At 56.7% G+C, this 20,021-nt stretch carries 17 protein-coding genes; 9 read left to right on the top strand and 8 right to left on the bottom strand.

The window, feature by feature from the left end; genetic code table 11:
- Positions 1-23: 23 nt before the first annotated feature.
- Positions 24-818 (bottom strand): YdcF family protein, encoded by a 795-nt coding sequence (locus tag NNN71_RS07560; RefSeq protein ID WP_271458218.1) that lies wholly within the window; start codon positions 816-818, stop codon positions 24-26.
- 360 nt (positions 819-1,178) lie between these two features.
- Here NNN71_RS07560 and NNN71_RS07555 point away from each other — a divergent pair, with 360 nt between their 5' ends.
- The 8 genes from NNN71_RS07555 (at position 1,179) to NNN71_RS07520 (ending at position 9,681) form a co-directional block, all read left to right on the top strand.
- A complete protein-coding gene (locus NNN71_RS07555; RefSeq protein WP_167575744.1) occupies positions 1,179-2,501 on the top strand; it encodes an MFS transporter in 1,323 nt (440 codons plus the stop codon).
- A gap of 147 nt (positions 2,502-2,648) precedes the next feature.
- On the top strand, positions 2,649-3,080 hold the full coding sequence (locus NNN71_RS07550) for a MarR family winged helix-turn-helix transcriptional regulator (protein ID WP_163446475.1): 432 nt from the start codon (positions 2,649-2,651) through the stop codon (positions 3,078-3,080).
- Positions 3,080-4,732, top strand: coding sequence for an MFS transporter (locus tag NNN71_RS07545; RefSeq protein WP_163446476.1), 1,653 nt, complete (start codon positions 3,080-3,082; stop codon positions 4,730-4,732). Before NNN71_RS07550 ends, NNN71_RS07545 begins: the two co-directional genes overlap by 1 nt.
- Positions 4,733-4,756: 24 nt before the next feature.
- Positions 4,757-5,842 carry an HlyD family secretion protein gene (locus NNN71_RS07540; RefSeq protein ID WP_163446477.1) on the top strand — a complete coding sequence of 362 codons (1,086 nt, stop codon included), beginning with the start codon at positions 4,757-4,759 and terminating at the stop codon, positions 5,840-5,842.
- Positions 5,839-7,215 (top strand): efflux transporter outer membrane subunit, encoded by a 1,377-nt coding sequence (locus tag NNN71_RS07535; RefSeq protein WP_271458217.1) that lies wholly within the window; start codon positions 5,839-5,841, stop codon positions 7,213-7,215. The genes NNN71_RS07540 and NNN71_RS07535 overlap by 4 nt, the downstream gene beginning before the upstream one ends.
- Before the next feature lie 21 nt (positions 7,216-7,236).
- A complete protein-coding gene (locus tag NNN71_RS07530; RefSeq protein ID WP_271458216.1) occupies positions 7,237-7,896 on the top strand; it encodes an O-methyltransferase in 660 nt (219 codons plus the stop codon).
- Between the two features lie 104 nt (positions 7,897-8,000).
- Positions 8,001-9,302 carry a penicillin binding protein PBP4B gene (gene pbp4b, locus NNN71_RS07525; RefSeq protein ID WP_271458224.1) on the top strand — a complete coding sequence of 434 codons (1,302 nt, stop codon included), beginning with the start codon at positions 8,001-8,003 and terminating at the stop codon, positions 9,300-9,302.
- A 271-nt stretch (positions 9,303-9,573) separates the two neighbouring features.
- Entirely contained in the window at positions 9,574-9,681 is a 108-nt protein-coding gene (locus tag NNN71_RS07520; protein ID WP_163446480.1) for a type I toxin-antitoxin system toxin Ldr family protein, read from the top strand.
- A gap of 90 nt (positions 9,682-9,771) precedes the next feature.
- Here NNN71_RS07520 and hrpA read toward each other — a convergent pair whose 3' ends face one another.
- Entirely contained in the window at positions 9,772-13,674 is a 3,903-nt protein-coding gene (hrpA, locus tag NNN71_RS07515) for an ATP-dependent RNA helicase HrpA (RefSeq protein WP_271458215.1), read from the bottom strand.
- A 200-nt stretch (positions 13,675-13,874) separates the two neighbouring features.
- Between hrpA and azoR the strand changes: the two genes are divergently transcribed.
- A complete protein-coding gene (gene azoR, locus NNN71_RS07510; protein ID WP_064545170.1) occupies positions 13,875-14,477 on the top strand; it encodes an FMN-dependent NADH-azoreductase in 603 nt (200 codons plus the stop codon).
- A gap of 71 nt (positions 14,478-14,548) precedes the next feature.
- Here azoR and NNN71_RS07505 read toward each other — a convergent pair whose 3' ends face one another.
- The 6 genes from NNN71_RS07505 to mhpD all read right to left on the bottom strand — a co-directional run bounded on the left by NNN71_RS07505 (position 14,549) and on the right by mhpD (position 20,019).
- Positions 14,549-14,959 carry a GFA family protein gene (locus NNN71_RS07505; protein WP_249023212.1) on the bottom strand — a complete coding sequence of 137 codons (411 nt, stop codon included), beginning with the start codon at positions 14,957-14,959 and terminating at the stop codon, positions 14,549-14,551.
- A gap of 8 nt (positions 14,960-14,967) precedes the next feature.
- Positions 14,968-15,834 carry an aldo/keto reductase family oxidoreductase gene (locus tag NNN71_RS07500; protein WP_163446483.1) on the bottom strand — a complete coding sequence of 289 codons (867 nt, stop codon included), beginning with the start codon at positions 15,832-15,834 and terminating at the stop codon, positions 14,968-14,970.
- A 95-nt stretch (positions 15,835-15,929) separates the two neighbouring features.
- A complete protein-coding gene (mhpT, locus tag NNN71_RS07495) occupies positions 15,930-17,147 on the bottom strand; it encodes a 3-(3-hydroxy-phenyl)propionate transporter MhpT (protein ID WP_271458214.1) in 1,218 nt (405 codons plus the stop codon).
- Positions 17,148-17,252: 105 nt separating this feature from the next.
- Positions 17,253-18,272 carry a 4-hydroxy-2-oxovalerate aldolase gene (mhpE, locus tag NNN71_RS07490; protein WP_271458213.1) on the bottom strand — a complete coding sequence of 340 codons (1,020 nt, stop codon included), beginning with the start codon at positions 18,270-18,272 and terminating at the stop codon, positions 17,253-17,255.
- On the bottom strand, positions 18,269-19,219 hold the full coding sequence (gene mhpF, locus NNN71_RS07485; protein ID WP_223802699.1) for an acetaldehyde dehydrogenase: 951 nt from the start codon (positions 19,217-19,219) through the stop codon (positions 18,269-18,271). Before mhpF ends, mhpE begins: the two co-directional genes overlap by 4 nt.
- Complete coding sequence (mhpD, locus tag NNN71_RS07480) at positions 19,216-20,019, bottom strand: 2-keto-4-pentenoate hydratase (protein ID WP_271458212.1); 804 nt, start codon at positions 20,017-20,019, stop codon at positions 19,216-19,218. The genes mhpF and mhpD overlap by 4 nt, the downstream gene beginning before the upstream one ends.
- Between the last annotated feature and the right edge of the window lie 2 nt (positions 20,020-20,021).

The raw sequence follows: 20,021 nt of genomic DNA, 5'->3' as shown, positions 1-20,021 counted from the left end.
TTCGCTTGGCCGGGAAACGATGTTCAAGCCAGGGTACGGCTGGCAAGCGCGTCTTGTAATTGTGGATCGGTGCTGATCTGCTGCCAGGCCTCCTCGACCGCCGCTGGAATGTCTACATGGGCAATAAAATCTTTGCCCCGCGGCCCATACCCTTGTGCATCATCACGCAAACGCGGCAATTCACCGAGGATCAGCGACAGGTAGCGCGTTACCGACCATAACCCTTCAGCGGGTTGCTTCCAGGCAATGCCGTTCGGCGAATTCACTAATTCCGGTGTAAAGCCCGGATAGCTTAACCAGCACGGTGCATCGCCAACATCCTGCCAGACGCGAGCGAAAGTCGCCATGGTACGGCGCTGCATCGTGGGGTCCTGAATCACCGTGGCGTAAGGGGCGGTGATGCCCTGTTGTTCCATCATGCGACGCGTAAACCAACTATTCTCACCACAGTTGGTTGAGCGGTCCTCAATCACAATCCGCTCACGCGGAATCTGCCAGAAACGGTAGGCAATTTCCGCCAGCAGCACGGCTTCCGGCTGACCCTGGGTTTCAATACTGCAATAGCGAGGATGTCGGGCAATCGCCTCATAAAGAAACGACGTTGAATGGCCAACACCACCGCTAATCAACAACACGCCGCCATATTGACTGACCAGCTGACAGCCAGCATCAATGGTTGGCATCACCGCATTCCCCGCCATCACCACCAGCTGGCTCTCATGCGCGTCCGGTGACGAAGTAAAGTCATTTTGTGCCAGCCAACTACCGAGAAGATTGGCGGCAGCCAGCGTGTTTTCCGACAGATGTAACAGACTCATCGTGAACTCGGCTCCTTTCTTTTACCGTGAATTGCGGGATAAAAACGCCCTCAGCTCAACCATTTTGTAACAAAGATGAAATAACCAGAAACGTCTAAAAACAATGCGGTTGCACCTGAATAATACACTATAAAAATGTTTTTATTTGGAACTTAAAACCGTAAAACAGCGACTATTAAGTCACAAAAAATGAAAATGACTCTCATTTTAACTCACAAATTTCAACGCCGCGCTTGCCAAAGATAACGCCCATATCTAATTTGCTTAACAAACACACAACCTTTTTCACAATCCAGGTTGCACCCCTTTGTAAAAAAGGTGGCACCAGATTTTAACCCAATGTGGCGGGAGTTATTCTTCATGACAATACAAGAAAGCAGCACCACGATCCTGAAAAAGAATAAAAGGGTTTTGATTGCTAGCCTGACGGGCAGTTCCATTGAATGGTTTGATTATTTTCTGTACGGCACAGCTGCTGCATTGGTGTTCAACAAGATATTTTTCCCGATGGTTGATCCGGTCATCGGCTTGATTCTCTCCTACCTTTCCTTCTCGCTGACCTTCTTCATTCGTCCGATTGGCGGCGTCATTTTTGCCCACATTGGCGACCGTATCGGACGTAAAAAAACGCTGGTCTTGACCCTGTCGCTGATGGGAAGTGCAACCGTGATGATCGGTTTGCTGCCGACCTATGACCAGATCGGTATCTGGGCGCCCATTCTGTTGATTCTGATGCGTATCATCCAGGGTATGGGCATCGGCGGCGAATGGGGCGGCGCGCTGCTGCTGGCCTACGAATACGCGCCGGAAAAACGCAAAGGCTTTTTTGGCAGTATTCCGCAGGCGGGCGTGACCATCGGCATGCTGATGGCGACGTTCATCGTCTCGCTGATGACCATGTTTAGTGAAGAGCAGTTCCTCTCCTGGGGCTGGCGTATCCCGTTCCTGATGAGCGCCGTACTGGTCTTGATTGGCCTGTGGATCCGTAAAGATATCGACGAAACCCCGGAATTCAAAAAGGTGAAAGAGTCTGGCAAAGTGGCAAAAGCGCCGCTGCGCGATACCCTGACCCATCACTGGCGTGAAGTGATTATCGCGGCCGGGCTGAAGGTGGTGGAAACCGCGCCGTTCTACATTTTCTCGACCTTTGTGGTCAGCTACGCCACCACCACCCTGACCTATCAAAAATCACAGGTGCTGGAAGCCGTTACGCTCGGGGCGCTGGTGTCGACGGTGATGATCCCGCTAATGGGCCTGCTGTCTGACAAAATTGGCCGTCAACGCATGTATGCCATCAGCGTCGTACTGCTGGGCCTGTTTATCGTCCCGTGGTTTATGCTGCTTAACACCGGTACCACCTGGGGCATTATTCTGGCAACGGTGATCACTTTTGGGATCCTGTGGTCGCCCATTACCGCCGTGCTGGGGACGCTGTGTTCGGAAATTTTCAGCGCCAACGTCCGCTACACGGGTATCACGCTCGGCTATCAGATTGGCGCCGCGCTGGCTGGCGGCACCGCCCCGCTGATCGCCACCGGCCTGCTGGCAAAATACAACGGTGACTGGGTGCCGGTTGCGTGGTATCTGGCCGCCACAGTGGCTATCTCGCTGACCGCCATTTTCTTCGCCAGCCGCAGTAAGCGTCATACGTCCTCGGTTAACGCGCAGGCCAGCCAGATCTAAACCAGAAGCCCGGCCAGAGCCACCGCGCCTGGCCGGGTTATCCACGAATAGTCACTACCCAATAACAATTATTTTTCACATTCTCTTGAATTATGGTTCACAGCGAACTTAGAATCATTAGAGCTCTAATGATTCTGAATAAACGCCATGGACAACCGCCAGCTGAATTTCTCCCATCTTCTCTACCTGACCGCCCACCACTGGCGGCTTGCCGTTGACCGCCGTCTGAAAGGGTTAGGCATGAGCCAGGCAACCTGGGTTGCCGTTGCCAGCATTGCGCGTAACGAACGCCCGCTGTCACAAACTGAACTGGCGCAGGAACTGGGCGTAGAAGGCGCTACCGTGGTGCCGTTGATCAATCGGTTGGTCAGTCTCGGGCTGGTCGAACGCGTTATCACCGAGCGCGATAAACGCAAACGTCTGCTGGTCGCAACGGAGAAAGGTATCGCGCTGTATCATCAGGTGAAAGACGTCGCCGACACCTTGCGCGAAGAGATAATGACCGTCATCACGCCTCAGGAGCAGGAACAGACCTACGAGGTGCTGATGAAGTTGCTACGTGAAGTGGAGAAAAAATAATGGCTCCGCCACGTCGCGACCCTTACGCCCCCCACGACTGGGAACCGCACGAAAAACCTGCCATCCTCGGCTCGCCATCAACGCCCATCCACAGCACGCCAAAGCGCATCGCCTACGGTATTGTTGGGCTACTGGTATGCCTGACTGGCGCGCTTGGCAACGCGGTGGTCACCGCCAACCTGCAGAATTTACAAGGGTCCTTCGCCGCCTGGTCAACGGAGATTGCCTGGCTGCCCGCGGTATACGTGATGACCAACGTCTCAATTAACCTGCTGCTGGTGAAGTTCCGCCAACAGTATGGCCTGCGCGCGTTTACCGAAGGTTTCCTCGTTCTGTACGTGCTGGTGACGTTCTTTCACCTGTTCGTCAACGATCTCAGCTCCGCGTTGATGGTTCGCGCAGCCCACGGCATGGTGGCCGCCGCGCTCAGTTCTCTCGGTATCTACTATCAGGTTCAGGCCTGGCCGGCGAAACACCGCCTGAAGGCGCTAACCATTGGAATTACCGGGTCGTCGCTGGCCATTCCTCTCGCCCGCCTGTTTTCCACCGAACTGCTGCAAATTGACGAATGGCGCGGGCTTTATTTCTTCGAACTGGGGCTGGCGTTAATTTCGCTGGCCTGCGTGATTGCACTGAAGTTGCCGCCAAGCGATCGCAAAAAAGTCTTCGAGAAAAAAGACTTTATCACCTTCATGCTGCTGGCGCCGGGCATGGCGCTAATCTGTGCCGTACTTTCGCTGGGCCGTCTCGACTGGTGGTTCGAAGCGCCGTGGATTGGCTGGTCACTCGCCGCCGCGATCGTCTTGATTGTCGCCGCCGTCACGTTTGAACATAACCGTCGCAACCCGCTGCTCAATACCCGTTGGCTTTCCAGCGGCAGTATTCTGCGTTTGGGGTTGATTATGGTGTTAATCCGTATTGTTCTGGCGGAACAAAACACCGGCGTGATCGGCTGGCTGCAGTATGTCGGCCTGCAAAATGAGCAGATGACCGATCTGGCCTGGGCGATTTTCGCCGGCATCGTATGCGGTATTATCGCCAGCTGTCTGACGCTAAACCCGCGCCGTCTGTACTGGCCCACCGCCACGGCGCTGACCCTTATCATGATTGCCTCGCTGCTCGACAGCCAATCCAACAGCCTGACGCGCCCTGACCAACTGATGTTCAGCCAGTTTCTGCTCGGCTTCGGCAGCGCCTTTTTCCTCGCTCCGGCAATGCTGGCGGGCATCGGCGGCGTGGTGGCCGACCAGCGCAATCTGGTGAGCTTCTCGGTGCTGTTTGGCATGAGTCAGAACGTCGGCGGCCTGCTGGGTTCCGCCATTCTCGGCACTTTTCAGACCTGGCGTGAAAAATTCCACTCCAGCCAGCTTGCCGACCAGATAACCACCCTCAACCCACTGATTAATGAACGTTTGCAGCAGTATGCACAGCAGTACCAAAGCCAGATTGGCGATAGCGCGCTACTCAACGTTCAGGCCAGCAGCGTCCTGCAAACCCTCTCGACGCTGGAGGCCAATATCCTCGCCTACAATGACACCTATATGCTGACGGCCGCGATTTCCGCCGCGACGCTGCTGTGGGTGTTCTGGCGATTATGCAGACTGAAAATCACTGCTCATATTGCGCTGAAACGCGCGACGGGCAGCAAGTAACAACAAGAGAGATCCGGAGTCGTCATGAGTCAGCAGGACGCAGCCCAGCAACAGGCCAACACCCGAAACAACATCCGCGTGGTGTCTATTTTTACCGCCGCCGCTATCGGCCTGGTCGGCGTACTGGTTGTGCTGTACGCCTGGCAGTTGCCGCCCTTCACCCGCCATAGCCAGTTTACCGATAACGCCTATGTACGCGGCCTGACCACCTTTATCAGCCCGCAGGTCAGCGGTTATGTCACCGGCGTTAACGTGCAGGATTTTAATCAGGTGAAAAAAGGTCAGGTGCTGTTTCAGATTGACGATCGCATCTATAAACAGCGCGTACATCAGGCGCAGGCTCAGTTGGCCATGAAAGAGGCGGCGTTAAAAAACAATCTTCAGCAGCGGAAAAGCGCCGAGGCGGTGATCGTCCGCAACGAAGCGGCGCTACAAAACGCGCGCGCGCAAAATCTAAAATCACAGGCAGATTTAAAACGCGTGCAGGAACTCACCGCCGATGGTTCGCTGTCCGTTCGTGAGCGCGATTCCGCTCGCGCCAGCGCCGCGCAGGGTACTGCCGATATTGAACAGGCGAAAGCCACGCTGGAGATGTCGCGTCAGGATCTGCAGTCCACCATCGTTAACCGCGACTCGCTGGAAGCGGACGTTGCCAACGCCAAAGCGGCGCTGGAACTGGCGGAAATTGACCTGCAAAACACGCGCATTATCGCCCCCACCGATGGGCAGCTCGGCCAGATTGCCGTGCGTTTAGGCGCATACGTTACCGCGGGCACGCACCTGACGCCGCTGGTTCCCCCGCAGCACTGGGTCATTGCTAATCTGAAAGAAACGCAGTTGGCAAACATCCGCGTCGGCCAGCCAGCGACGTTTAGCGTTGACGCCCTGAACAGCGAGAAATTCCGCGGTACCGTACAAAGTATCTCGCCCGCCACTGGCGTCGAGTTCAGCGCCATTTCGCCGGACAACGCCACCGGTAATTTCGTCAAAATCGCTCAACGTATTCCGGTACGTATCGCTGTTGACGACGGGCAAAAAAACCTTGAACGCCTGCGCCCAGGGATGTCGGTACAGGTGACCATTGATACGCGTGCGGAGGCGGAAAAATGATCCGTCCTCAGGCCCTTGCTTTAGCGCTCGCCCTGGTGGGTTGCCAGTCGGTGGATGTCCAGCAAGCGCAACCTACGCTGGCAATCCCTGCCGCCTGGCGCGCCGATATTGGCCCAACCAGCACCGTGGAAGGCGTCTGGTGGCGTAACTTCCACGACAGTGCGCTGAATCAATACGTCGACCAGGCACTGCGCCATAACAGCGACGTGCTGATCGCCCGCGAGCGGGTCAACGAATATCAGGCCCGCGCTTACGCCGCCGACAGCAGCCTGTTTCCCTCACTGGATACCAGCCTGAGCGGAAGCCGCTCTCGCGCACAGTCTGCCGCCACTGGCCTGCCGATTCACAGCACCGTCTATAAAGGAGGGCTGACGGCAAGTTACGATGTCGATCTGTGGGGCGCAAACCGCAGCGCCGCTGATGCCGCACAGGCCAGTCTGGAGGCGCAAAAAGCCGCGGCCGCCGCCGCTGACCTGACGGTGGCGACCGCCGTCGCCTCCGGCTATGTCACTCTGCTTTCACTGGACCAGCAGCTGCGCGTCACCGAACAGACGCTGAAATCGCGCGAAGATGCCTGGCATCTGGCAAAACGGCAGTTTGAGACCGGTTATACTTCGCGGCTCGAACTCATGCAGGCGGACTCCGAGCTGCGGGCCACGCGCGCTCAGGTTCCGGTATTACGTCATCAGATTGCCCAGCAGGAGAACGCGCTGAGCGTATTGCTGGGCAATAATCCCGGCGCTGTCGCTCGCCATGAGTTTGCGCAGCTCACGCCGCTAACCTTGCCTTCTCAGCTACCGTCGACGCTTCTGGAGCGTCGACCGGATATCGTTCAGGCACAGCGTCAGCTGCTGGCGGCTGATGCCACACTGGCATCGTCGAAAGCGCAGCTGCTGCCGTCCATCAACCTGACCGCCACCGGTACCCTCCAGGATCGCACCCTGCCCGACCTGCTCGATAACCCGCTGCGCTTATGGAGCCTTGGCGGCAGTATTCTGGCGCCGCTGTTGAACCGTCAGGCATTGAATGCACAGGTTGACGTGTCGATGGCTCAACGCAATCAGGCGCTGTACGGCTATGAGAAAACGGTGCGTAACGCCTTTAAAGAGGTGAATGATAGTCTTGACGCTATCACTCGCTACGGCGAGCAGTTGGCAGAGCTCCAGGGGCAAGAAAGCGTGGCCCAGGAAACCCTGCGCATTGCGCAGAACCGCTATCGCAACGGTTACTCTTCGTATCTTGATGTGCTGGATGCCCAGCGCACGCTGTTTTCAACGCAATTAAGCGCGGTGCAGGTAAAGAACAACCTGCTGCTGGCGCAAATCGATCTTTACCGGTCGCTTGGAGGCGGCTGGTCTTCAGTGTCAGGCTGACAAAACCTTAAAGGTGTCACAATGCAAAAGCAGTGGTCTGAGGTTGATAAGTATCTGATCGAAAATTTAGTCCCCACCGATGCCATATTGGCGCAGGTGCTGGAAAACAATCATCGTGCGGGTCTCCCCGCGCATGATGTCGCCGCTAATCAGGGGCAGCTGCTGGCGCTGTTTGTCCGTATGGTGGGGGCGAAATCCATTCTTGAGATTGGCACGCTTGGGGCTTACAGCACCATCTGGATGGCTCGCGAGCTGCCGCCTGGCGGGCGTTTAATCACTCTGGAGGCCGATCCGCTGCATGCGCGGGTGGCGCGGGAAAATATCGCGCTGGCGGGTCTGGAGGATCGCATTACGCTGCGTGAAGGCCCGGCGCTGGATACATTAGCGACGCTGGAGGACGCCGCGCCGTTCGACCTGATTTTCATCGATGCCGATAAACCGAATAACCCCTACTACCTGCAATGGGCGCTGAAATACTCACGGCCCGGTACGCTGATTATCGGTGATAACGTAGTACGCGACGGCGAAGTCACCCATCCAGACAGCGATGATGAGCGCGTACAGGGCGTCCGCCGGTTTATTGAGATGATGCGTAACGACCCGCGCCTGACGGCGACGGCACTACAAACCGTCGGCATCAAAGGCTGGGATGGTTTTACGCTGGCATGGGTGAACGCGTAACGCGGTGACAGACAATGCGATCCCTCCTGCATTCCTCCTGATTCGCACTGGTATTTGCGCGTCGCGAGTTGCACCATCGGGCAAACGATGATGAGGGACGCATGATGACACGACGTTTTTTACTGGTTTCACTGCTGGCCTTTTCCGCCAGCAGCTTTGCCGCCGATTACCCCGTTTTAACCCAAGCTGCGCCGGAGTCGGTGGGCTTTGATCGCGCCCGGCTTGATAAGCTGGATAGCTGGATTCAGGATCAAATTAATCAGGGTTACCCCAGCCTCAATCTGCTGATCGTTAAAGACAACCATATTGTTTATCAAAAAGCATTTGGCGATGCGAAGAAGTACGACGGTTCCACGTTAATGTCCTCACCGCTTCGAGCCACCACCGCCACGCTGTACGATCTCGCCTCGAATACCAAAATGTATGCCACCAATTTTGCGCTGCAGAAACTGGTCTATGAAGGCAAAATCCGCATCGATGACCGCGTTGCCACCTACCTGCCCGGCTTTGCCGACCGGCCAGAGGATAAGATTAAAGGTAAGTACACGCTGCGCATCAGCGATATTCTGCACCACACCGCAGGATTTCCCGCCGACCCGCAATACCCTAATCCACAGGTTGCCGGAAAACTCTACTCCCAGGATAAAGTCACTACGCTGGAGATGATTAAGCGCACGCCGTTGCAGTATGCGCCGGGCACAAAGCATGTCTATAGCGACGTTGATTATATGATCCTCGGTTTTATCATCGAATCCGTGACGGATATGCCGCTGGATAGCTATGTTGAGCAGACAATCTACCGTCCATTAAGGTTAACCCATACGGTATTTAATCCGTTGCAAAAAGGCTTCAGCCGCAATCAGATAGCGGCTACTGAACTTAACGGTAACACCCGTGACGGCGTTATCCATTTTCCGCATATCCGCACTCAGACAATCTGGGGGGAAGTGCATGATGAGAAGGCCTGGTATGCGATGGGCGGCGTCTCCGGCCACGCAGGATTATTTTCGAATACCCATGATATGGCAGTGTTGATGCAGGTGATGCTCAACGGCGGCGGTTACGGAAAGGTGAAGCTATTTGACGCAAAAACGGTAGGCGATTTCACCCGCAGTTCAAAAGCGGATGCTACCTTCGGCCTTGGCTGGCGGGTAAACGGCAATTCGTCGATGACCACCACTTTCGGCAGCTTAAGCAACCAACAGGTTTACGGCCATACCGGCTGGACCGGTACGCTGACGGCGATCGACCCGGTTAATCATATGGCGATAGTGATCCTCGGCAATCGCCCACACTCGCCGGTGGCTAACCCGAAAGCGAACCCCAATCAGTTCGTCAGCGGGCAACTGCCCGTCGCCACCTATGGCTGGATTGTCGATCAGATCTATGGGGCATTGAAACAGTAAAGCGGCTTTGCAAAGGCATTCGAGACGCTACGCAGATTGACGAACGGCAGGATGATTTGCGTCGCGCATCGACGTAGAATTCGCCGCAAGCCGGGATTATCCGGTGAGGCGCAGTGTTGCGGGGGCTTGATCCCCGGTGGCGTTGTTGCTGGAAAGAGAAAACCCCCGCACATTGTTCGGTGTAAACCGGCAACATAACGGGGGCTAATCTTGTCTCTCAACAATTCAAGGATAGCCGCGAACCGTTGCCATTGCAACCACAGGCGGCTGTATGACGCTAATGCAGTTTAGCGTTATTTTCTGGCACGATCTTGCCGCTCCTGTCATCGCTGGCGTTCTCGTTAGTGTGATTGTGAGCAGGTGGCGTAACCGGAAGTAACGCATTCTGATGGGCGTTATGATCCGCCACAATGGCAACATGCGCCCGAACCAGGCCGCAGGGGTAAACCTTGCGGCCTTTTTCGTCAACTTACGCCGTAATCTGCTCCATCGCCTGCAAAATACGCTTATCCGAAATCGGATACGGCGTCCCTAACTGCTGCGCGAAGAAGCTGACGCGCAACTCTTCAATCATCCAGCGGATCTCCTTCACATCGTCATCCTCACGCCGTGACGGCGGCAGCTTGTTCAGCCACTGTTGCCATGACTGTTGAACGCTCTCTACCTTCAGCATCTGCGCACGGTCGCGATGCGGGTCGACGGCCATTTTCTCCAGCCGTTTTTCAATTGCCTGCAGGTAACGCAGCGTATCGCCCAGGCGACGGAACCCGTTGCCGGTGACGAAACCGCGATAAACCAGACCGTTCATCTGCGCCTTAATATCCGACAGCCCCAGCGCCATGGTCATGTCCACGCGGCCTTTCAGACGTTTGTTGACGTTAAATACCGCCGTGAGGATTTGCTCAACCTGTTTAGCAATCTCGACCACCGTCTCGTTAAGGTCGGCGCGCACTTTCTCATGCAGCGCGTTAAAGCCCGCTTCGGTCCACACCGGGCCGCCGGCCTCGTCGATCAGCTTATCGACACCGCAGGAGATGCAGTCATCAATCAGATCCAGCACTTTGCCGTAAGGATTAAAATACAGCCCCAGCTTGGCTTTGTTCGGCAACTTCTCGTGCAGATACTTGATCGGCGACGGGATGTTCAGCAGCAGTAAACGGCGCAGACCACGCCACATCGCCTGCTGCTGCTCCAACTCGTTATCAAACAGCTTGATGGCGACACTGTCGCGTTCGTCCACCAACGCAGGCCAGGCTTTCACCTTATAGTTGCCGCGCTTTTGTTCGTAGCGGTCCGGCAGGTCGCCAAAACTCCAGATATGCAGTCCATTCTGCTCGATACCATCGTCAGCCACCGCCGAGAGGGTCTCCTGCACTTTGCCCTTCAGTCCGTCCTTCAGCTCTTGCAAAGAGCGGCCTTCCTGAAGTTTTTTGTTTTTATCGTCCACCACGCGGAACGTGATTTTCAGGTGATCGGGCACCTGATCCCACTGCCAGGCCTCGCGGTCAACCGTCACACCTGTCATCCGTCTCAGCTCACGCTCGAGCGAATCGAGCAGCGGTAACTCCAGCGGCGTGACGCGGCCTAAAAACGCTTCGGCATAGTTGGGTGCAGGCACGAAGTTGCGGCGCACCGGCTTCGGTAGCGATTTAATCAGCGCGATAATCAGCTCGCGGCGCAGCCCTGGGATTTGCCACTCAAACCCGGCCTCTTCCACCTGGTTTAATAACGGCAGCGGAATATGCACCGTCACACCGTCGGCATCTGCCCCGGGTTCAAACTGGTAGCTCAGACGCAGCTTGAGATTGCCCTGATGCCAGAAGTTCGGGTAGTCCAGCTTGCTGACCTGCTCCGCCCCTTCTTTGATCAGCATGCTCTTCTCAAAGTTGAGCAGATCCGGCGTTTTGCGGCTGGCCTGTTTCCACCACTTGTCAAAGTGGCGCGCGGAAATCACCTCATGGCTGATACGCTGGTCGTAAAATTCAAACATCGTTTCATCATCGACCAGAATGTCGCGACGACGTGACTTATGTTCCAGCTCTTCAATTTCGCTACGCAGCTTCAGGTTATCGCGGAAGAAAGCGTGACGGGTTTGCCAGTCGCCTTCCACCAGCGCGTGACGAATAAACAGCTCGCGGCACAGCGCCGGGTCAATCTGGCTGTAGTTGACCTTACGCGCGGCAACGATCGGCAGGCCATAGACGGTGACCTTTTCAGTGGCCATCACCGCGCCCTGCGCCCGCTCCCAGTGCGGTTCACTATAGGAGCGCTTGATCAAATGCTGGGCGACTGGCTCAACCCATTCCGGGTCGATGCGCGCAGCGATACGCCCCCACAGACGACTGGTTTCCACCAGCTCGGCAACCATCGTCCATTTTGGCGGCTTCTTAAATAACCCTGAGCCTGGGAAGATGGAGAAACGCGCGTTACGCGCGCCGGTAAACTCCTGTTTATCCGCGTCTTTCATACCAATGTGCGACAACAGGCCGGTTAACAGCGCGACGTGAATTTCACGGTATGCCGCCGGCTCGCTATTGACCGGAATGCCCAGCTCTTTCACCACCTGCCGCAGCTGGGTGTAGATATCCTGCCACTCACGCACGCGCAGATAGTTGAGGAAATCGAGCTTACACTGGCGGCGGAACTGGTTAGACGACAGCGCTTTCTGCTGCTCGCCGAGGTAGTTCCACAGATTAACGAACGCCAGGAAATCAGACTCTTTATCGTGGAAGCGGCGATGTTTTTCATCGGAAGCCTGCTGTTTGTCCATCGGGCGCTCGCGCGGATCCTGAATGGATAGCGCCGAGGTGATGATCATCGCCTCACGTACGCAGCCGTGTTTCTGCGCCTCCAGCACCATCCGCGCCAGACGCGGGTCGACCGGCAACTGACTCAACTGGCGGCCTAATGGCGTCAGCTTATAAGCGGTTTGCTGTTCGTCGGTGGTGATGGCGCTCAGCTCTTCCAGCAGACGCACGCCGTCCTGAATATTGCGTTTATCCGGCGCTTCGACAAACGGAAACGCCGCGATATCGCCCAGGCCCAACGCGGTCATTTGCAAAATAACGGACGCCAGGTTGGTACGCAGAATTTCCGGGTCGGTAAACTCAGGGCGAGACAAGAAGTCGTCTTCTGAATAGAGACGAATACAGATCCCTTCAGAGACACGCCCGCAGCGGCCTTTACGTTGGTTAGCGGAAGCCTGCGACACTGGCTCAATCGGCAGCCGTTGTACCTTCGTACGGTAGCTATAACGACTGATACGCGCAGTACCGGGGTCTATCACGTATTTAATACCCGGTACGGTCAGCGAGGTTTCCGCCACGTTGGTGGCCAGCACGATACGTCGCCCGCTATGCGGCTGGAAGACGCGGTTCTGTTCGCTGTTCGACAACCGCGCGTACAGCGGCAAAATTTCGGTATGGCGCAGATCGCGTTTGCTCAGCGCATCGGCGGTATCGCGGATTTCACGCTCACCGCTCATAAAGATCAGAATATCACCCGGGCTCTCCTGCCCCAGTTCATCCACAGCGTCAAAAATCGCCTGGAGCTGATCACGTTCAGTATCGTCCGCCTCTTCCACGATCGGGCGATAACGCACTTCGACCGGATAAGTGCGGCCAGAAACTTCAATAATTGGCGCGTTGTTAAAGTGCCGGGAGAAGCGTTCCGGGTCGATGGTTGCCGAGGTGATGATCACTTTCAGGTCAGGGCGACGCGGCAGCAGTTCTTTCAGATAACCGAGCAGGAAATCGATGTTCAGACTGCGTTCGTGCGCTTCATCGATGATGATGGTGTCGTACTGCATCAGCAGGCGGTCCTGCTGAATTTCAGCCAGCAGAATACCGTCGGTCATCAGTTTGACCATCGTGTTATCGCTGACGTGATCGCTGAATCGCACCTTATAACCAATGCAGCCACCGGGTTCGGTTTTCAGCTCTTCAGCAATACGGTTGGCGACGGTTCGCGCCGCCAGACGACGCGGCTGAGTATGGCCAATCAGGCCTTTAATGCCGCGCCCAAGCTCCATACAGATTTTCGGTAGCTGAGTGGTTTTACCCGAACCTGTCTCACCGGCAACAATCACCACCTGGTTATCGCGGACCGCGTTGAGGATGTCCTGTTTTTTCTGGCTGACAGGCAGATTTTCCGGGTAGTCAATGACCGGGCGTGACGCTTCACGCAGCACAACCTTACCGGCAGCCTGTTCAATTTCCTGCGCCATCTCCTGGTAAATGGCCTGTTGAGCATCAGGATTTTTAACTTTCTTAACGCCGTGCAGTCGACGGGCAAACCGCTGTTTATCCCGCAAGGTTAGCGCATCAAGGCGCTGACTAAGCATAGCGAAGGTTATTTTTTGTTGTTCTGTCATAGTCTTATTGGGCAGTACAGTGCCTGGAAAAACGCTTATCAAGTATCGCTCTATCATACCACATTCGGGCATTCTGAGCTTTGTTCAAAAAAACTGAATATAGAATTCGATATATTGCGCTATCCCTGTGGCAGGATTGTGAATAGAGTGTCACTAAGCAACAGGGCACAGCCCGTCAATCAAATATAAGGAATCACGTAATGAGCAAAGTATTAGTTCTGAAATCCAGCATCCTGGCAGGCTACTCTCAATCTGGTCAGCTGTCCGACTATTTTGTTGAACAGTGGCGTGAAAAGCACTCCGCAGATGAAATCACCGTACGTGACCTGGCCGCCAACCCGATTCCGGTACTGGATGGTGAACTGGTCGGCGCGCTGCGTCCGAGCGATTCCCCGCTGACTCCGCGCCAGCAGGAAGCGCTGAATCTTTCTGACGAACTGATTGCCGAGCTGAAAGCCCACGATGTGATTGTTATCGCCGCGCCGATGTACAACTTTAACATCCCGACTCAGCTGAAAAACTATTTCGACCTGATTGCCCGCGCTGGCGTCACCTTCCGCTACACCGAAAAAGGCCCGGAAGGCCTGGTGACCGGTAAACGCGCGATCATTCTCACCAGCCGCGGCGGCATCCATAAAGATACCCCGACCGACCTGATCACCCCGTACCTGAACGTGTTCCTGGGCTTCATCGGCATCACCGACGTGAACGTCGTCTTCGCTGAAGGCATCGCTTACGGCCCGGAAATGGCGACCAAAGCGACTGCTGAAGCCAAAGCGGCGATCGACAGCCTCGTGGCGTAATCGCCGTCTGACAGTCAAAAGCCCTGCGCAAGCGCAGGGCTTTTTTTTGCCTTCCCGACAGCGTGCTACGGTTACTTTTTCTCGTAACGCAGGTAGCCTGCAATACCGCCGCCGCCATCTTTCGGGTGGTGAACGCCGTCATGAACCTCCACACAGGCGAAATCAAACGGTGATACACCCTCAATACAGGCCACATTTACGCCATACTGCTGCGGATTCGAACGCCGCTGATGGAAGGTATAAATGCCGCACACCGAGCAGAAAAAGTGCGCCGCCTCACCGGTATTAAAACGATACTCGGTGAGTTTATCCTTCCCTCGTAGGATTTCGATTCCCGCCAGCGGCGCAGAAACGGCAACCGCCCCACGCATCCGGCAGTACGAGCAGTTACAGCGACGCACAGTGTTGAAGCCATCGCTCAATTCAACGGTAAACGCCACTGCGCCACAGTGACACTGGGCGGAAAGTTTGTTAGTCATCACGCCTCCCGTCAGCCTTTCGCGGCAATACCGTCAAGGGTTGCCAGCGTCTCAGCGGACAAGGTCAATTCCGCAGCCGCCATATTTTCCCGCAAGTGCGCCACCGACGAGGTACCGGGGATCAGCAAAATATTCGGCGAACGGTGCAACAGCCAGGCCAGTGCAACCTGCATAGGCGTCGCGCCAAGCGAATGGGCAACCTCATTCAACGTGGAGGATTGCAGCGGAGAAAACCCGCCCAAAGGGAAGAACGGCACATAGGCGATACCGTCACGCGCCAGCGCATCAATCAGCGCGTCATCGCCGCGATGGGCAATGTTGTATTCGTTCTGGACGCAGACAATCGGCGCAATCTTGCGCGCTTCCGCCACCTGCGTCGGCGTCACGTTGCTCAGCCCGATATGCTTCACCAGCCCCTGCTGCTGGAGCTCAGCCAGCACGCTGACGCTGGCTTCAATCGAGCCTTCGCCCGGCCCATGACCATCGCCAATCATCACGCGCATATTGACCACATCCAACACGTCCAGGCCGAGATTACGCAGGTTGTCATGGACCGCCTGCTTGAGCTCTTCCGGGGAAAATGCCGGTAGCCAGGAGGCGTCATCGCCGCGGCGGGCGCCGATTTTGGTGACAATCGTCAGGTCGTCAGCATAGGGATGCAGCGCTTCGCGAATGATCTGGTTAGTGACGTGTGGGCCGTAGAAATCGCTTGTGTCGATATGATTAACCCCCAGTTCGAGGGCTTCGCGCAGCACGGAAATGGCCGCATGACGGTCTTTCGGTGGGCCAAAAACGCCGGGACCAGCAAGCTGCATCGCCCCGTAGCCGAGGCGATTAACAAATTGAGAACCAAGGGAAAACGTACCGTACTGAGTCATAACGTCCTGCCTGTAGCATCATGAAAGTGACAGACAGTATAGAAACGCTTTCCCGTTAGTAACTGTGCTTTTTATGCCATAACGACAAAAAAAGCTTATTGTCCTGCCACACTACGCTGGTGACGATTCATCAGCCAGAACACCGCTACGCCCGCCAGCACAATTCCAGGCGCCGAAGCTGCCATCACGCCGACGGTCCCGGTGCCCAGCGCCAGCATTTTTCCCGCCAGCAGCGGGCCGCTCATCGCCCCTAAGCGCCCTACTGCCACCGCGGTGCCAACGCCGGTGGCGCGGATTTCGGTGCGGTAGAACAGCGGCGCCAGCGCATAAAGCACGCTCTGCCCGCCGGTGGCGAACATCCCGGCCACGAAGCCTGCGGCCAGCATCATGCCGAACGAGCTGGCCGCACCAAGAGAAATCAGCGATGCCAGCATGCCGCAGTAGATCAGCAGCGACATTTTGATGGGGCTGAGTTTATCCATCAACGCCCCCAGCATCAGCGTACCGAGCGCCGCGCCGATTTGCAGGGCGAACATGACTCCGGCCGCCTGAGAACGGCTAAAACCCTGATCGACCAGCAGCATCGGCAGCCAGTTGATCAGCATGTAAACCACCAGCAGCGTGAAGAAGTAGCACAACCACAACAGCAGCGTCGAAGAAGCGGTTCCGGAAGCGAAAATTGCCCGCAGCGGTGCGGGCGCCTCCTGCTGCTGGCTGCTGAACGCCTGTGACTCCGGCAGACGGATCATCAGCAGCGGAACCAGTAACAGCGGCACCACGCCGCCGACCCAGAAGATTGTTTGCCACGCCTGCGTCAGGCCGCTAAAGCCCATCGCCGCCGCTAATGCCGCGCCAATCGGCACGCCGCAGTACATCAGGCTCACCGCCGTGCCGCGAAAACGCGGGCCTGCGGCTTCCGAAGTGAGCGCAATAAGGTTAGGTAGCGCGGCGCCTAAACCGGCCCCGGTCATAAAGCGGGCAAAGACCAGCGAGTGAAAATCCCACGCCAGCGCGGTGACGATGGAAAACAGACCAAACAGCACAACGGACCCCAACAGCACCTTCTTGCGCCCATGCCTGTCGGCGAGCATGCCGCCGAACAATGCGCCCGGCAGGAGGCCGAGGATCCCGGCGCTGAAGATCCAGCCCATCTGCATTTTATCGAGTGAAAACGCCTGTGCGATGCCGACTGCCGCAATTCCGGCAGCCTGTAAATCCAGCCCTTCCATCAGGGCCACCAAAAAGCAAAGCCCGACGGTTTGCATCAGGCGAGCGGTGTTCGGCGGTGAGGAGACATGGGTAATATTCGACATAGTGCTACCTTCTGTAGAGTGCAGGTGTAAAGACGGCTGGTACATTGCCAGCCGCGTTTTTTCTTTGCCATGTGTCCGGTCGATACATTGCCGACCGGATCGTTATCAGGCTTGCGCTTTCGCTTTCAGATCCAGCGCCACGTCGACGATCATATCTTCCTGACCGCCCACCATCCGGCGTTTACCCAGTTCGACCAGAATATCTACCGCGCTCAGGCCGTAACGTGCGGCAGCCACTTCGCTGTGACGCAGGAAGCTGGAGTAAACACCGGCATAACCCAGCGCTAACGTCTCGCGATCGACGCGCACCGGACGGTCCTGCAATGGACGCACCAGATCGTCCGCCGCGGCCATCAATGCATACAGGTCGGTACCGTGCTCCCAGCCCTGCTTATCGGCCGCGGCGATAAATACCTCCAGCGGTGCGTTACCGGCCCCCGCGCCCATCCCCGCCAGGCTGGCGTCGATGCGGTCGCAGCCCTCTTCTACCGCCACCAGCGAGTTAGCGACGCCGAGGCTCAGGTTGTGATGCGCGTGCATACCGGTCTGGGTTTCCGGCTTCAACACCTCTTTCAGCGCGCGGAAGCGATCGCGGATGTCGTTCATGTTCATCGCGCCGCCGGAATCCACCACGTAGATGCAGGTCGCGCCGTAGCTTTCCATCAGCTTCGCCTGTTTTGCCAGATTTTCCGGCGTTGTCATATGGCTCATCATCAGGAAACCCACGGTGTCCATGCCCAGCTCACGGGCGTAAGCAATGTGCTGCGCGGAAACGTCCGCTTCCGTACAGTGCGTCGCCACACGCACGACACGCGCCCCGGCCTGGTACGCATTTTTCAGATCGTGCAACGTACCAATACCCGGAATCAGCAGCGTGGCGATTTTGGCGTGCTGCACCACTTCGGCGGCGGCGGCAATCCACTCGATGTCGCTGTGCGCGCCGAAGCCATAGTTAAAGCTTGAGCCTTGCAGACCATCGCCGTGGGCCACTTCAATCGAGTCAACGCGCGCGTCGTCCAGCGCTTTAGCAATCTGACGCACATTATCGAGCGAATACTGATGACGAATCGCGTGCATGCCGTCGCGTAAGGTCACATCCGAGATATAGAGTTTTTTACCGTTCATGCGACTTCTCCTGCCACTTTCACCAGCGTTTCGGCCATTTTTTCTGCGGTCGACATTGCCGCAGAGGTCATAATGTCGAGGTTACCGGCGTAGGCCGGCAGATAGTGCGCCGCCCCTTCGACTTCCAGATAGACAGCGGTTTTCAGCCCGGAGAACTGCCCCACGCCCGGAATATTGACCGGTTTATCCTGAGGAATCACTTCAAACTGGACTTTTTGTTTCAGTCGATAGCCCGGCACATAGGCCTGCACCGCCGCCGCCATCTCTTCAATAGACGCTTCAATTTCCGCCTGTGACGCCGCTTCGCTCAGCACATATACGGTGTCGCGCATCATCACTGGCGGCTCGGCCGGGTTGAGAATGATGATGGCTTTGCCTTTCGCCGCGCCGCCGACCACCTCAATCGCCTGCGAGGTCGTTTCGGTGAATTCATCGATGTTGGCGCGCGTTCCCGGCCCGGCCGACTTACTGGAGATCGAAGCGATAATTTCCGCGTAGTGCACCTTCGCCACGCGTGAAACGGCGGCCACCATCGGGATGGTCGCCTGTCCGCCGCAGGTCACCATGTTGACGTTGCCCTGCGACAGATTTTTGTCGAGGTTGACCACCGGCACGCAGTAAGGGCCGATGGCCGCTGGCGTCAGGTCAATCAGGCGAATCCCCGGTTTCGCCTTGCGCAGCGCGGCGTCGTTTTTGACATGCGCGCCGGCGCTGGTGGCGTCGAAGACGATGTCGATGTCGGCAAACTCATCCATCGCCATTAAGCCGCTCACCCCTTCGTGGGTCGTGGCGACGCCCATTCGCGCGGCGCGGGCCAGACCATCGGAGTTCGGGTCGATCCCAACCATCACCGACATTTCCAGATGCTTGCCGTGGCGCAGGATTTTGATCATCAGGTCGGTGCCGATATTGCCGGAACCGATGATGGCGACTTTACATTTGCTCATGACTGACTTCCTTCTTGCTCTGAAAACGTCGCGGATACCGAGCCAATGCCCTCGATTACCGCCTCGAAACGATCGCCCGGCTTTATCGCCACCATCGGCCCCAGCGCGCCGGTGAGCACGATGTCACCCGCACGTAGCGGCTCGCCCAGGCTGGCCATTTTGCGCGCCAGCCAAACGGCGGCGTTGAGCGGATGGCCCAGGCATTCACTACCGCGACCGCTGGAAACCTCTTCGTTATTACGCGTCATGGTCATCGCGCAGTTTTTGAGATCCAGCGCTGCCGGACGCTGCGCCGGGCCGCCAACCACATACACGCCGCAGGAAGCGTTATCCGCCACGGTATCCACGAATTTGATTGACCAGTCGCGCACGCGGCTGCCCACCACTTCCAGGGCCGGAACCACCCATTCGATAGCGTTGTACAACTCATCAAACGTGGTGTCGGCATGCGGCAGATCGCGCTTTAACACCAGCGCGATTTCCGCTTCAATTTTTGGCTGTAGAACGCGACCAAAGGGAATGGTTTCGTTATCGCCGTAACACATATCGGCAAACAGCGTGCCGAAGTCCGGCTGGTCAACGCCCAACTGCTGCTGCACTTTCGGATGGGTCAACCCCACCTTACGCCCGACGATACGACGCCCTTGCGCCACTGCGTGCTCAACGTTAAGACGCTGAATGGCATACGCTGCTTCCGCGTTATCAATACCAATCACCTCACGCAGCGGCTCAACAACCACACCCGTCTGCTCGGCTTCACGCAATGCGGCGGCCAGCGAGGCCAGAGAATTTGTAGACATAG

Source organism: Kluyvera sp. Awk 3, from assembly GCF_028069715.1.
GTDB lineage: Bacteria > Pseudomonadota > Gammaproteobacteria > Enterobacterales > Enterobacteriaceae > Kluyvera > Kluyvera georgiana_A.
This window is presented reverse-complemented; position numbering and strand designations above follow the sequence as displayed.